Below are 12,981 nucleotides of genomic sequence, written 5' to 3'. Positions count from 1 at the left end.
AAACCGCAAGAGGCTAGAAGCGGCGCTCTAAGGGCCGGAAGCCAGGCGGGAAAAGGCTGAGCGGGGTTTGGAACGGGCCGGTTTCCGCATGGCGGGATACGCGGAAAGGGCCGTCGACAGGGCGTGAGAGGGTGCGGGCGAGACCGCCGGCGCGCGGCGGCCTGTTTGAAACGGTATCAGGGACGGATCGGTCGACCGGCTGTCTCATGGAAAACCCCGGCCACGATCGTGACCTGCGCGAGCGCGTAGAGGCCCCAGATCAGGTAATCGATGCCCGGAAAACCGCCGAGGAAGCGGCCGACGCCGATCAGCGTATCGGAGCCGACGAAGATCAGGCTGCCGATGGCCACCAGCGGGCCGCGCGTGCGGGCGGCGAGCGCGAAGCTCGCCATCGCGCACAGCACGAGCATGTAGACGGCGACCGGCGCCATCAACTCGCCGAGGTGCGGGAAGAACGCCACGTAGAACGCCGGCGCGGCGATCCACAGCCCGACGAGCGCGACGATGCGCCAGCCGTGCGGCCGCGCGCGCCAGCGCATGAAGATCGCGCAGTAGCCCAGGTGCGTGAGCAGGAACGCGCCGAGGCCGAGGACGAACGACAGCGGCCAGTCGGGCAGCGCGAGCAGCACGTCGCCGAGCACGGCCGTCACGAGCGCCGCGCACAGCCACGCGCGTTCGCGCGGTGCGGCGCAGGTGCTGCCCGCCGCGAGCAGCAGGATGCCCATCGCGGCTTTCGCGACGGCCTGGCCGGGATAGGGCGCCGCGGCGAGCGACAGTCCATATAGCAGCGCGGCGACGACGGCGAGCGGCCAGAGCCGGCGGTAGGTGGCGGGAAGCGTGGCGATCAAGGCGGGTGTCTCCGGTTTGTTGTTGTCTGCGGTGGACGGCGCGCGGTCGAGCGCGCGGCTGTCGGCCATTATCCGGAAGAAAGGGCGTGCCAAAACCGGCGAATCCTTCTAGGAAACGACCGGGATCGTCCTGCACGAGGAGTGCCCGCCGGCGCGGCAATCCGGCGATGCCGGGCTCCGACGCCTGGGCGCGGCCGCCGGATTTCTCCGCGCGTTGCCCCGGTTGAACCGGGGCAACGACTGCAATTCGGCTTGCTATGATCGCCGCGGTATTGCCGTTGTCGATGTGGTTGTTGCTGTCGTTGTCGTCGTTCCGCCCGGCCGCGCGACTGGATGCGCAAGCCGATGCGGGCCCGATGAATCCATGCCGTGCCCGGCCCGTGCGCTCAGGCGAACCGGGCGGGCTGGCCTCCCCACGAAAACAGGTCCGACCATGACCGAACTTCTCCACGGCGACGGCGCGATCCGTCGCACGACGCCGTACGGCTCGTCGATCGAAAACACCTATGCGGGCGTGCTGTCGTTCATGCGCCGCAACTATTCGCGCGCGCTCGACGGCGTCGACGTCGCGATCTCCGGCGTGCCGCTCGACCTCGCGACGACCTACCGCTCCGGCGCGCGGCTCGGGCCGGCCGCGATCCGCGCGGCGAGCGTGCAGCTCGCGGAGCTTCATCCGTATCCGTGGGGCTTCAACCCGTTCGACGATCTCGCGGCGGTCGACTACGGCGATTGCTGGTTCGACGCGCACAACCCGCTGTCGATCAAGCCCGCGATCGTCGAGCATGCGCGCACGATCCTCGGTTCCGGCGCGAAGATGCTGACGCTCGGCGGCGACCACTACATCACGTACCCGCTGCTGGTCGCGCATGCGGAGCGCTACGGCAAGCCGCTGTCGCTGATCCATTTCGACGCGCACTGCGATACGTGGGCCGACGACGATCCGGACAGCCTCAATCACGGAACGATGTTCTACAAGGCCGTGAAGGAAGGGCTGATCGATCCGGCGACGTCGGTGCAGGTCGGCATTCGCACGTGGAACGACGACTTTCTCGGCATTGAGCGGCTCGATGCGGCGTGGGTGCATGACCATGGCGCGCGTGCAGCGGTCGAGCGGATCGTCGATATCGTCGGCGCGCGGCCGGCGTACCTGACGTTCGATATCGATTGTCTCGATCCGGCGTTCGCGCCCGGCACCGGCACGCCGGTCGCGGGCGGGCTGTCGTCGGCGCAGGCGCTCGCGATCGTGCGCGCGCTCGGCGCGGTGAACCTGATCGGCGCGGATGTGGTCGAGGTCGCACCCGCGTACGACCATGCGGACATCACGGCGATTGCGGCCGCGCATGTCGCGTGTGACTTGCTGTGTCTGTGGCGGCAGAAGAAGGTGGCGGGAGCGCTGAAGTAAGCCGGCATGCCGGGCATGCGCGTGCCGCTGGCGCGGTGCGCGCATTGCCGGATCGAGGTGCCGTGTGCTGTTCGTATCCCGTGAATCTGGAGAAAAGTCTTTGCGGATTTCCGTGGAGGGGCGTTGCCGACCTGTTGGCGAAATCCGCGAAACGTCAGTAGTTGGCTGCTTCCGTACGCCAACGACGCGCTGGCGTGTCACCGATGACGTGCCGCGACTGCATCAAGCAAAAACCTATCTACTCCTGAAGAAAGCCGCAAGCATGTCGTCTTTCGGCGCTGCCGGTTGAGTTGTTTGCTGTTTTCCCGCCCGTCCGCGAGATCGAGAGGGATCCGCCCCGGCACCATCTGGCCAGGCCCCCGTATAAACCGCACGCGGCCGGATGAGATCGGATTGCTCGCGCTGCTCCAGCCCGTGCGCGATCCAGCCGATCGAGCGGCCGAGCGCGAACAGGCCGAATGCCGCGCCGACGGGAAGCCGCAAATGTCTGCGTAACGCCACCAGCGCGAGATCGAGCGAGGGCTTCTGGCCGACGAGCGTGCTCCCGGTATCGATCATCCTTTTCCATTGAGGATGACGCGGCAGGATCCGCGACAACAGATACGTCGCACGCACGTCGCCATCGGGATAGAGCGCATGTCCGAAGCCCGGCAAGCCGTCACCCCGGGCGAGACGTGCGCCCATTTTTTGCTCGACGTCCCTTTTGCCCAGTTCGTCCCACAGTGCTTCGCCGCGCGCGGTGGTGGCGCCATGCCGCTCGCCCGACAAGCCGGCCAGGCCGCCGACGACGACGGCGCGCAAGCTCGCGTTCGTCGACGCGATGCACCGCCCCGTGAAGCTCGACGCGTTCAGTTCGTGATCCGCACACAGCACGAGCGCCATCCTGATCAGCTCGGCGCCCGCCGGCCCGACGCCCCATGCCCGCGCGCATTGCGCGTGGATGGGTGCGGTATCGATGCGGGTGCGCAGCAGGCATGCCGCCAGAATCCGCACGAGATCGCCGCAGCCCTGCGCCTGACGATCGGCCGACTGATGCCAGATCGCCGTCGGCGCGTCCTCGCTCGCGACGGTGAAGAGCGGCAGCAGCGCTTGCTCGGTGCGTTGACCGGCGTAGTGTCTGAAGAGCGTTCGCAGTACTGATGGCGTCGTGGGGACTTGACGGCCGAAAGCAGTCAGCTCGTCGCATCGCCACAGCAGCGCCGCGACTTCCTCGAGACTCGCGTGGGCAGCGAGATCGAGTGCATCCACCCCGCGATAGAAGAGCCGGCCGCCATCGATCAACGTGATGCTCGATTCGAGCACGGGCGACCCCCAGTTCAGCGCGGCCTTCGCCACTTCCTTCGGCTTGCGGCCGCGTGCGCGTTGGTCCGCGAGGCGCTCGACATCGGCCGCGAGGTAGCGGCTTTCACGGTGGCTGCCGCCTGGCTCCGCGCGAAGCAGGCCGCGGCTGACGTACGCATAGAGGGTTTGCCGCGAGACACCGAGCCTTGCCGCGGCTTCGGTCGAATTCAGGTAGTTCGACATCGTGCGCAGGGGGAATCGTTCGACAGGTTGATCAGGATAATCAACGTTGACAGCAAATGCGAGCGAGACGATCTTTGCGTCACCTGATTCATGCGAGGCGAACATGGGTGTCGATCAAATGTCGAGAGAGCGGGCAGCGGCCGATGACGATCGGGTGTCGCGTCAGCTACGGGCGTTCTGGCTCGCGGCGGGTGGGTCTCAGGCTTTTCTCGAGTCGTGCAGCTTCAGCGGGGCGGGCGAACTGGTTTCGGCATTTCGCGTCACCGACATGGCCACGGCGGCGATCGGCGCGGCAGGGATGTCCGTTGCCGAATTGCTGCATGCAGCGACCGGAGCGTTGCCGGCGGTTCGGGTCGACCGGCGCATGGCGTCGCTATGGTTCGGCACGTCGCTGCGTCCGCAGGGCTGGACGATGCCGCCGCAATGGGATCCGGTGGCCGGCAACTATCGGGCGCGCGATCGCTGGATCCGCTTGCACACGAACGCGCCGCATCATCGGCTGGCCGCGTTGTCGGTGCTCGGCTGCGCCGCCGATGCGCAGTCGGTCGCACAAGCGGTGAATCGCTGGGATGCCGGCGCGCTCGAAGAGGCGATCGTCGAGCGCGGCGGTTGTGCCGCGGCGATGTACTCGGCGCAGGAGTGGGCCGGGCATCCGCAGGGCAACGCAGTCGCAACCGAGCCGTTGCTGCATGTCCGTGCCGCGGCCGATGCCGTCGCGCATGATTGGCGGCCTTCGAAAGACCGGCCGTTGCGCGGCATTCGCGTGCTCGACCTGACGCGCATTCTCGCCGGCCCCGTGGCGACACGGTTTCTTGCGGGCCTCGGCGCTGATGTGCTGCGCATCGATCCGTACGGCTGGGAAGAGCCGGGCACGGTGCCCGAAGTCGTCCTCGGCAAGCGGTGTGCGCGGCTGAACCTGAAGGATGCCGCGGATCTCGATACGCTCAAGCAGTTGCTGCGCAGCGCGGATATCGTCGTGCACGGTTACCGGTCGGACGCGCTCGCGCGACTCGGGCTCGATGCCGCGCATCGGCGCGAGCTGAATCCTGCGCTCATCGACGTGTCGCTCGACGCCTATGGCTGGCGTGGTGAATGGCGTTGCCGGCGCGGTTTCGACAGCCTCATCCAAATGAGCACGGGAATCGCCGAGGCGGGCATGCGCGTGATGGGTGGCGATGAGCCGGTGAACTTGCCCGTTCAGGCGATCGACCATGCGACCGGCTACCTGATGGCGACGGCTGCCATTCGCGGGCTGACGACGCGAATGAAAGAGGGCGTTGGTACCGAGGTGCGCGCTTCGCTGGCGCGGACGGCGGCTGAGTTGCAGTTGCGGTCGGAGCCGATGAGCGAGGTGAACGAACTGGTCGCTGACGATCAACATGATCGTGCGGAACACGTCGAACCGACGTCGTGGGGGCCGGCATCCCGGCTCCTGCCGCCCGTGCGGATCGACGATGCGCCGCTCCGATGGTTTTATCCGGCCCGCGCGCTGGGTGCGTACGAGCCCGAATGGTTGTCGTCGAACGACGATCTGTGACGCGATGCGACGAGTCGGTTGGTGTCGGTGAGTGGCGACGGCACGGGAATCGACCTGGCCACGGCGATGAATGTGCTCAGCGCAATGCGCAGGTTGTCATCATCGGGCAGCGCGCGAACGTGCTGGAACACGTGGCCGAAGCGATCGGCGGCGTGTTTCCGGATGTACCCCCGCCGCGCCCTGGCCGCCGATCAGGGGTGCCTGATCAGACGGAATGCGTTCGGCGGAGAGGGGGCGGGCTAGTGAAGCCAGTGGGCCGGCGAAGACCGCCGGCGCGTTGCGCGGCGCCGGATCGAGGGTCGGGCGTTGTGTTTAACCGCGCGTGTCGACCCAGTTGCGTGCCCAGCGTGCCGAATGCTGCAACGCCTGCTCCTCGCTCGTGAAGTAATCGAGCGAATAGAACTGGTAGCGGCCTTCGGTGCGTGGGCTACCGGCGCGTTCAAGCAGCAGGTTGGATGAAAAACTACCGTCGGGCAAACGATGAGCCGAGGGTTGGACGGCATAGCCGTTGTATTGATGAATTTGTTTGTTGTGCATTTTAATTTTAATGATGTTCGAGTGCGCGCGTGCCGTGCGGAATATGCACGGGTATGCCGATTCAAAGCCATTGCGAGCTGAATCCGACGCAGTCGTAAAGCGAAAAAGGGCTTGGCAGCCAGAGGGGGAATGAAGTGCAACGAGGCGTGTGGCGCGCGGCGAGCTGCGGAATGAACCGATGCAGCCAAGAGCAATCGCGCCAACTTTGGGAGACCAGGCTCCGCGAGGATGTCGCTGCAACCCGGCGCCCGTTACGGGGGCCGGGTCCTTCAAACTTTACAGCGGCTTGATGTTGGCCGCTTGCAGACCCTTCGGGCCTTGCTTCGTTTCGAAGCTCACTTTCTGGTTTTCAGCCAGCGTCTTGAAGCCGTCGGCGCGAATTTCGGAGAAGTGAGCGAAGAGATCGTCGCCGCCGTTGTCGGGCGTGATGAAGCCAAAGCCTTTGCTGTCGTTGAACCACTTGACGATACCGGTATCCATGAAGATTCCTTGAGAAAAAAATATGAAGATTTGCTCTGGAAAGAGCGCTTGAAGCGTCAAGGAGGGAGAGGACAACGAATACCGCTGAGGAGCGATCAATTGATGAACAGCAATCGGACTTCTTGAACTTCGACCGAAACATTAACCGCTGGGCAGCGGTGGCGTCAATCATTAACTTGTAACTGTTTCGCCGCGCAGCCTGTTTGCGGACGAAGCGATGGGGCCCTGCGTGGCGGAGTGTGCTGCGCGGCACGGCGTGCAGGGACGTCCACGATAAACGCACACGCGAGACTCGCGCGCTGGCGCGAACGCCGACAGTGCGTCCCGCGTTTCCCGAAAATTCGACAAGAACAAGAAAGGCCGACGAGTCGTGTGCCCGGCGGGTGTTTCGGCACGTTGCGCGCTGCGTTCTCGCTACTTCGCCGCGAGCGCACGCTGAGCACTTTTATCGACCCATGCGTTGTCGGCCACGTTCAGCTTCTGCGGAATCAGCTTCGCCGCATAAAACGCATCGGCGACGCGTTGCTGAGCCGCGACGATCTTTTCGTCGAGCGGCACCGCGCCAAACGGGACACGCTTGATCCACGTCTCGACAATCGGTTGCGGCAGGCCGACCTTCGGTGCGATCAGCGCCGCCGTGTCGGCCGGATGCGTGTTGACCCACTGGCCCGTCTCGCGCGCCTGCTTCAGGATCGCGCCGACCACGTCCGGATGCTGCTGCGCGAAATCCCGCGTCGCTTCGTAGAAGTTGTTGGTCGCCGCGAGGCCCGTGTAGTCGGACAGCGTGCGCACCTTTAGCGCATTCTGCGCGGCCGCGTAGTACGGATCCCAGACGACCCACGCATCGACGTTGCCGCTCTCGAATGCGGCGCGCGCGTCGGCTGGCGGAAGATACACGGGGCGGATTTCGTCGTAGCGCACGCCGGCCTGCTTCAACGCTTCGAGCAGCAGGTAGTTCGCGCTCGAGCCCTTCTGCAGCGCGATCTTCTTGCCGCGCAGGCCGGCGACCGAGCCGATCGGCGAATCGGCCTTCACGATCACGGCTTCGTTGTGCGGCGCCGGCGGTTCCGCGCCGACATAGACGAAGTGCACGCCGGCCGCCTGTGCGAACACGGGCGGCGGCGCGCCCGTATAGCCGAAGTCGATGCTGTTCGCGTTCAGCGCTTCGAGCAGCTGCGGGCCGGCCGGGAATTCGAACCACTGCACGCCATAGCCGAGCGGCTTGAGCCGCGCTTCGAGCGAACCTTGCGCCTTGATGACCGACAGCAGGCCGGCCTTCTGGTAACCGATGCGCACGACCTTGTCGGCGCCGCCTTGCGCGAAAGCCGACGCGGCGGACAGTGCGACGAGCGTGGTGACGGCGGCGGTGCGGGCGATCCAGCGGGTGAAACGAATCATCGAACGGACTCCATGCAAAACGTCTTCGGGCGAGCGGCGGTGCCGCTCGGTTGGAAGAATCGTCGCATGGGCAATCACGCCCGCAAACGAAGCATTGCCGATATCAATATGACGGCGGCGCGCCTATGCTTCGTCGCCGCCGTTTTCCGGTGAAGGTGTGCCGGACTGCCGTGCGGCCTCGTCGCTGAGCTTCTTGTCGAGGATCGTCGCGACGCGGCCGCCGAGATACGCGCTCGCCGCGGTTTCCAGTGCGCGGTTCGTCTCGCCTTCGACGAACACGGCCGCGAGCGGGCGCAGGCGCCAGATCGCATCGACCAGTTCGGGCACGTCGGTGGCGGGCGGCAGCGTGCCCGCGTCGTAGCGGTCGAGCCGCTTCACGACGAGATCGACCAGCAGCCGCGCGATCGCGTCGAAATGCGGCCGTGCGAGGCTGATCACGTCGAGCAGCTCGCGCGGCGGAATGCCTTCCTTGGTCATCGCGGCGGCCGCTTCGAGCAGCGCGGGGCTCTTGGCGACGAACGACAGGCCGCGCCGTTCGAGCAGGCCGAGTTCGGTCACGCGCGACAGCTGCGTGGTGGCCTGCGGGCCGAACATCTGCGCGAGCGCGGCAAGCGAATAGGTCTTCGGCAGTTCGTGCGACCAGCGGCCGCCGATCGCGTTTTCGAGACCGAGGATCGAGCGCAGGTCGTGGCCTTCGTCGATTGCCTTGATCAGGTCCTGGATGTTCGACAGCGTGTAGCCGCGCGCGAGCAGATGGTTGATCAGCTTCAGCCGCGCGACGTGCGTGTCGTCGTAGATGCCGACGCGGCCGCGCTTTTCCGGCGGCGCGAGCAAACCGCGATCCTGGTACGCACGGACATTGCGCACGGTCGTGTCGGACACGCGTGCAAGTTCGTCGACCGTGTACTCGTTGCGGGAGTCCGGGGCCGCCTCGTCGGGTGTGGAATGAGTCTGTTTTGACATGCGGCCATTCTAGCGCGACGTGGGAGGCTCCGGCGAGACGGGGAGCGTGCGGGCGCCGTCGCCGAGCGGGCGCTGCAGCAGCGCCGTATCGATCCAGCGGCCGTGCTTGAAACCGACCGCCTTCAGCATGCCGGCCGGCTCGAAGCCGAACGCGCGATGCAGTGACGTCGAGCCGCCGGTGCCGCCGTCGGCGATCACCGCGATCATCTGCCGCCACGGGCCGGCCTCGCAGCGTTCGATCAGCGCGGCGAGCAGCGCGCGGCCGATCCCGCGCCCGCGCTGCGCATCGTCGATGTAGATCGAATCCTCGATCGTGAACCGGTACGCGCTGCGCGTGCGGTACGGCGTCGCGTACGCGTAGCCGGCCACGCGGCCGTCGCATTCGGCGACGAGATACGGCAGCCCGTGGCGCAGCACCGCGTCGCGGCGCGCGCGTAGTTCGTCGACGTCGGGCGGCGTTTCCTCGAACGACGCGACGCTGTGGTGCACGTGGTGCGCATAGATCGCGTGGATCGTATCGAGGTCGGCGTCGGTCGCGTCGCGAACGACGCAGGCGGGGGCGGTGGGCATGGCGGCGGGTCCGGTGAATTCGGAATGCAAACCGCTACTATGCCGGCCGCTGGCGCGCATGGCAAAGCCGTGTGCGGAGGCAACTGCCTACAGCCGTCCGTCCGCCGCGTGAACGGCTTCGGCGATCGCGTCGGCGACACGCTGCACGCGCGGCGACCGGCGCACGTCCGGGTGGACCACGAGCCAGATCTCGCGCTCGATGTCGCAACGCGGGGCGGCCGTCAGCTCGACGAGCGGCGCGCCGGCATGCGCGGCCGGATCGTCGACGAGAAACCGCGGCAGCAGCGCGACGCCGGCGCCGGCCGCGCACGCGCGATGCTGCGCGGCCAGGTCGTTGGTGACGAACGCGAAACGGCGGCCGGCCGCGAAGCGGGCGAGCCACTGGTGCTGCGGCGTTTGCGCGAGCGCGTCGTCGTAGCCGACGAACGGCCAGGTGTCGGGCGGCGCGTCCGCCCATTCCGGCGACGCGCACAGCGCGAAGCGCATCGTGCCGAGCCGGCGTGCGGCGAGCCCCGGCTCGGTGGGCCGCGACAGCCGCACGGCGAGATCGGCTTCGCGCGTGTACAGGTTCGCTGCGTGCATCTCGCCCAGCAGGTCGATCCGCAGCGCCGGCCATGCGCGCTGCGCGCGGGCGAGCCGCGGCGCGAGGAAGTGGCTGGCGAACACCGGCGACGCCGATACGCGCACCACGCCGTCGAGCGCCGCCGCGCCCTGCGCGGCGCGCGCGAACGCATGCGCGTCGGTTTCGATGCGTGCCGCGTGCTCGGCAAGGTGCAGCCCTTCGTCGGTCGGCGGCCAGCCGCGCGGCAGCCGGTCGAACAGCCGGATGCCGAGCGCGGACTCCAGCGCGTCGATGCGCCGCGCGACCGTCGAGTGCTGAACCTGCAGCGCCCGCGCGGCGGCCGACAGGCTGCCGCCGCGCATCACCGCGAGGAAATAACGGACGTCGTCCCAGCTCATCGGCAATGCGGACGCGGAAACGGGATCCTGATCGGTCGAATTTTGCACGGTAGATGGGCGGTTGGCGGGAATTCCGTTCGATTATGCACGATGGGATGATCGTGTCACTTCATTCGATTACGAGGAACGTCATGACCCAGACTGCCACCGCCATCCGGATCGGGATCGACCGTTACGGCGACGCCGGCGTGCTGCGCCGCGTCGATGCGCCCGTCGCGCCGCCCGGTGCCGGCGAAGTACGGATTCGCCAGACCGCGATCGGCGTGAATTTCGTCGACATCTATTTCAGGTCGGGCGCGCACGCGTTGCCGGCGCTGCCGGATGCGCTCGGCGTCGAGGCGGCCGGCGTGATCGATGCGGTCGGGCCGGGCGTGATGGAGCTCGTCCCTGGCCAGCGCGTCGCGTATGCGGGCATGCCGACCGGCAGCTATGCGAGCCTGCGCACGATGCCGGCCGAGCGTGTGCTGCCGATTCCCGACGGCCTGAGCGACGAAGCCGCCGCGGCCGGGCTGCTGAAAGGGATCACCGTTTACATGCTGCTGCATCGCGTCCGTCATGTCGGCGCCGGCGACACGGTGCTCGTGCATGCGGCGGCCGGCGGCGTCGGGCTGCTGGCGACGCAATGGGCGCGTGCGCTCGGCGCGCGGGTGATCGGCACGGTCGGGTCGGCCGCGAAAGCCGCGCTTGTTCGCAAGCATGGCGCCGACGCGGTCGTCGATTACCGCGAGGAGGATTTCGTCGCGGCGGCCCGCGCGTTCGGCGGCGGCGCGGGAGTCGATTATGCGATCGACGGGATCGGCGGCGACGTGCTGACGCGCACGCTCGGCGCGGTCCGTCCGTTCGGGATGGTCGCGAGCATCGGGCAGGTGGCCGCGATCGGTGCGCGGCAGACGTTCGATCTCGACGAACTGGGGCCGGCGCGGTCGATCGCGCTGGCACGGCCGAGCGTGCTCGGCTTCATCGCGCGTGACGTCGACGGATATCGGGAGGCTGCGCGCGCGACGCTCGAGCGGCTGGCGGGCGGGATGCACGTGGAGATCGGCGCGCGGCTGCCGCTCGAACAGGCGGCCGATGCGCACCGGTTGCTGGAGTCGCGCGCGACGACGGGTGGGGTCGTGCTGGTGCCGTGATGGCGGGGGATGGGGATCGCGATGCGGCTCGATGCTCGCATCGCGATCCACGGGAGGCTCAGTGGTGCTTGCGCAGCGGCGCATCCTCGACGAACCACGCGAGCACGAACGCGATCGCGATGACCGTCGCCGCGGCCAGATACACGACGTGCAGCGAACCGGCGAACGCATGCAGGTACGCGTCGCGCACGGCATCCGGCAACTGGTGCACGGCGGCCGGGCCGAGCGCGGGCGGCAGCGCCGTGCCAGCCGGCAGCGCAGCCATTACGCGCGACTGCAGCCCGTGCGAGAACAGCGCGCCGAATGCCGCGACACCGAGCGAGCCGCCGATCGAGCGGAACAGCGTCGCGCCCGACGTCGCGACGCCCATGTGCCGGAATTCGACCGTGTTCTGCACGGCGAGGGTCAGCACGGGCATCACCATGCCGAGGCCGATCCCGAGCAGCGCCATGTACGCATACATCGTGTGCAGCGGCGTATCGAGCGTCAGCGTCGACAGCAGCGCCATCGCGATGCCGCCGGTCAGCGTGCCCAGGATCGGGAACATCCGGTACGAGCCGAGCCGCGAGATCAGCCGGCCGCTGACGATCGACGTCACGAGCATCCCGCCCATCATCGGCAGCAGCTGCATCCCGGCCTGCGACGGCGTCGAGCCCTTCACGACCTGCAGGTAGAGCGGGATGAACGTGACCGAGCCGAACAGCGCGATCCCGACGACGAAGCCGATCAGGCTGACCAGCACGAAGGTGCGATGGCGGAACAGCTCGAGCGGCATGATCGGCTCGGCCGCGAGCCGCTCTTCGTAAATGAAGCCGCCGATCGCGACGATGCCGAGCACGAGCGTCATCCACAGCTGCGGCGACGTCCACGGCAGCAGCGAGCCGCCTTCGCTCGTGAAGAGGATCACGCAGGTGAGGGCGGTGGCGAGGAACGAGGCGCCCATGTAGTCGATCCGGTGCTTCACGTGCGCGGTGTGCGGCCGGAACGCGACGCCGATCACCGCGAGCGCGAGAAAGCCGAGCGGCAGGTTGATCGTGAAGATCCAGCGCCACGACAGGTGCTCGACCAGGAAGCCGCCGAGCAGCGGGCCGATGATCGTCGCGAGGCCGTACACGCCGCCGAACATCCCCTGGTAGCGCGCGCGGCGATCGGGCGGCACCAGATCGCCGATCGCGGCCATCGTGACGACCATCAGGCCGCCGCCGCCCAGCCCCTGCAACGCGCGCAGCACGATCAGCTGCGTCATGTCCTGCGCGACGCCGCACAGCGCGGAGCCCGCGAGGAACAGCACGATCGCGGCCTGCAGCACGATCTTGCGGCCGTACAGGTCGCCGAGCTTGCCGTACAACGGCAGCACGACGGTGGAGGAGAGCAGGTACGCGGTGACGACCCACGACAACTGGTCGAGCCCGCCGAGCTCGCCGACGATCGTCGGCAGCGCGGTCGACACGATCGTCTGGTCGAGTGCGGACAGCAGCATGACGAGCAGCAGCGCGGCGACGATCAGCCCGGTCGGCGCGTCGCGGCGGGCCGTTTCGGCGGCCTGTGGAGTGAGGAGGGTGTCGGTTGTCATCGAGACATCTGCCATGGCAGGGAATTGTGTCGAATATAGCCATTGATAGTTGACTGGTC

The 12,981-nt window shown here is 67.5% G+C and carries 12 protein-coding genes; 3 read left to right on the top strand and 9 right to left on the bottom strand.

Annotation, left to right across the window (positions count from 1 at the left end):
• Nucleotides 1-176: 176 nt before the first annotated feature.
• On the bottom strand, nucleotides 177-848 hold the full coding sequence (locus CFB39_RS26930) for a lysoplasmalogenase (RefSeq protein ID WP_089475682.1): 672 nt from the start codon (nucleotides 846-848) through the stop codon (nucleotides 177-179).
• Nucleotides 849-1,281: 433 nt separating this feature from the next.
• Between CFB39_RS26930 and speB the strand changes: the two genes are divergently transcribed.
• On the top strand, nucleotides 1,282-2,250 hold the full coding sequence (gene speB / locus CFB39_RS26925) for an agmatinase (RefSeq protein ID WP_089475119.1): 969 nt from the start codon (nucleotides 1,282-1,284) through the stop codon (nucleotides 2,248-2,250).
• Between the two features lie 234 nt (nucleotides 2,251-2,484).
• Here the strand turns inward: speB and CFB39_RS26920 are convergent, their stop codons facing one another.
• Entirely contained in the window at nucleotides 2,485-3,774 is a 1,290-nt protein-coding gene (locus tag CFB39_RS26920; RefSeq protein WP_089475118.1) for a citrate synthase family protein, read from the bottom strand.
• A gap of 103 nt (nucleotides 3,775-3,877) precedes the next feature.
• Here CFB39_RS26920 and CFB39_RS26915 point away from each other — a divergent pair, with 103 nt between their 5' ends.
• Nucleotides 3,878-5,311: a CoA transferase gene (locus tag CFB39_RS26915; RefSeq protein WP_089475117.1), complete on the top strand. Its 1,434-nt coding sequence runs from the start codon at nucleotides 3,878-3,880 to the stop codon at nucleotides 5,309-5,311.
• Between the two features lie 312 nt (nucleotides 5,312-5,623).
• On the opposite strand, the gene CFB39_RS26910 is transcribed toward CFB39_RS26915, so the two are convergent.
• The 6 genes from CFB39_RS26910 to CFB39_RS26885 form a co-directional block, all read right to left on the bottom strand.
• On the bottom strand, nucleotides 5,624-5,848 hold the full coding sequence (locus CFB39_RS26910) for a hypothetical protein (protein ID WP_089475116.1): 225 nt from the start codon (nucleotides 5,846-5,848) through the stop codon (nucleotides 5,624-5,626).
• 276 nt (nucleotides 5,849-6,124) lie between these two features.
• Entirely contained in the window at nucleotides 6,125-6,328 is a 204-nt protein-coding gene (locus CFB39_RS26905) for a cold-shock protein (protein WP_006485974.1), read from the bottom strand.
• Nucleotides 6,329-6,742: 414 nt separating this feature from the next.
• Nucleotides 6,743-7,726, bottom strand: coding sequence for a sulfonate ABC transporter substrate-binding protein (locus tag CFB39_RS26900; protein ID WP_089475115.1), 984 nt, complete (start codon nucleotides 7,724-7,726; stop codon nucleotides 6,743-6,745).
• 123 nt (nucleotides 7,727-7,849) lie between these two features.
• Nucleotides 7,850-8,689, bottom strand: a complete 840-nt coding sequence (locus CFB39_RS26895) for a MerR family transcriptional regulator (protein WP_089427206.1) — start codon at nucleotides 8,687-8,689, stop codon at nucleotides 7,850-7,852.
• Nucleotides 8,690-8,698: 9 nt separating this feature from the next.
• Nucleotides 8,699-9,259: a GNAT family N-acetyltransferase gene (locus CFB39_RS26890; RefSeq protein WP_089475114.1), complete on the bottom strand. Its 561-nt coding sequence runs from the start codon at nucleotides 9,257-9,259 to the stop codon at nucleotides 8,699-8,701.
• Nucleotides 9,260-9,346: 87 nt separating this feature from the next.
• Nucleotides 9,347-10,219 (bottom strand): LysR family transcriptional regulator, encoded by an 873-nt coding sequence (locus CFB39_RS26885; protein WP_089475113.1) that lies wholly within the window; start codon nucleotides 10,217-10,219, stop codon nucleotides 9,347-9,349.
• 131 nt (nucleotides 10,220-10,350) lie between these two features.
• On the opposite strand from CFB39_RS26885, the gene CFB39_RS26880 reads away from it, so the two are divergent.
• Nucleotides 10,351-11,349: a quinone oxidoreductase gene (locus CFB39_RS26880; protein WP_089475681.1), complete on the top strand. Its 999-nt coding sequence runs from the start codon at nucleotides 10,351-10,353 to the stop codon at nucleotides 11,347-11,349.
• A gap of 58 nt (nucleotides 11,350-11,407) precedes the next feature.
• On the opposite strand, the gene CFB39_RS26875 is transcribed toward CFB39_RS26880, so the two are convergent.
• Nucleotides 11,408-12,922 carry an MDR family MFS transporter gene (locus CFB39_RS26875; protein WP_089475112.1) on the bottom strand — a complete coding sequence of 505 codons (1,515 nt, stop codon included), beginning with the start codon at nucleotides 12,920-12,922 and terminating at the stop codon, nucleotides 11,408-11,410.
• Nucleotides 12,923-12,981: the final 59 nt, after the last annotated feature.

This window comes from Burkholderia sp. AU6039 (genome assembly GCF_002223365.1).
In the GTDB taxonomy this organism is placed as follows: Bacteria; Pseudomonadota; Gammaproteobacteria; order Burkholderiales; family Burkholderiaceae; genus Burkholderia.
This window is presented reverse-complemented; position numbering and strand designations above follow the sequence as displayed.

Excerpts from the sequence above, each read along its gene's own strand:
- CFB39_RS26900 (WP_089475115.1), bottom strand. The coding sequence starts at position 7,726 with ATGATTCGTTTCACCCGCTGGATCGCCCGCACCGCCGCCGTCACCACG.
- CFB39_RS26890 (WP_089475114.1), bottom strand. The coding sequence starts at position 9,259 with ATGCCCACCGCCCCCGCCTGCGTCGTTCGCGACGCGACCGACGCCGAC.
- CFB39_RS26915 (WP_089475117.1), top strand. The coding sequence starts at position 3,878 with ATGGGTGTCGATCAAATGTCGAGAGAGCGGGCAGCGGCCGATGACGAT.
- CFB39_RS26875 (WP_089475112.1), bottom strand. The coding sequence starts at position 12,922 with ATGACAACCGACACCCTCCTCACTCCACAGGCCGCCGAAACGGCCCGC.
- speB (WP_089475119.1), top strand. The coding sequence starts at position 1,282 with ATGACCGAACTTCTCCACGGCGACGGCGCGATCCGTCGCACGACGCCG.
- CFB39_RS26905 (WP_006485974.1), bottom strand. The coding sequence starts at position 6,328 with ATGGATACCGGTATCGTCAAGTGGTTCAACGACAGCAAAGGCTTTGGC.
- CFB39_RS26885 (WP_089475113.1), bottom strand. The coding sequence starts at position 10,219 with ATGAGCTGGGACGACGTCCGTTATTTCCTCGCGGTGATGCGCGGCGGC.
- CFB39_RS26920 (WP_089475118.1), bottom strand. The coding sequence starts at position 3,774 with ATGTCGAACTACCTGAATTCGACCGAAGCCGCGGCAAGGCTCGGTGTC.
- CFB39_RS26880 (WP_089475681.1), top strand. The coding sequence starts at position 10,351 with ATGACCCAGACTGCCACCGCCATCCGGATCGGGATCGACCGTTACGGC.
- CFB39_RS26895 (WP_089427206.1), bottom strand. The coding sequence starts at position 8,689 with ATGTCAAAACAGACTCATTCCACACCCGACGAGGCGGCCCCGGACTCC.
- CFB39_RS26910 (WP_089475116.1), bottom strand. The coding sequence starts at position 5,848 with ATGCACAACAAACAAATTCATCAATACAACGGCTATGCCGTCCAACCC.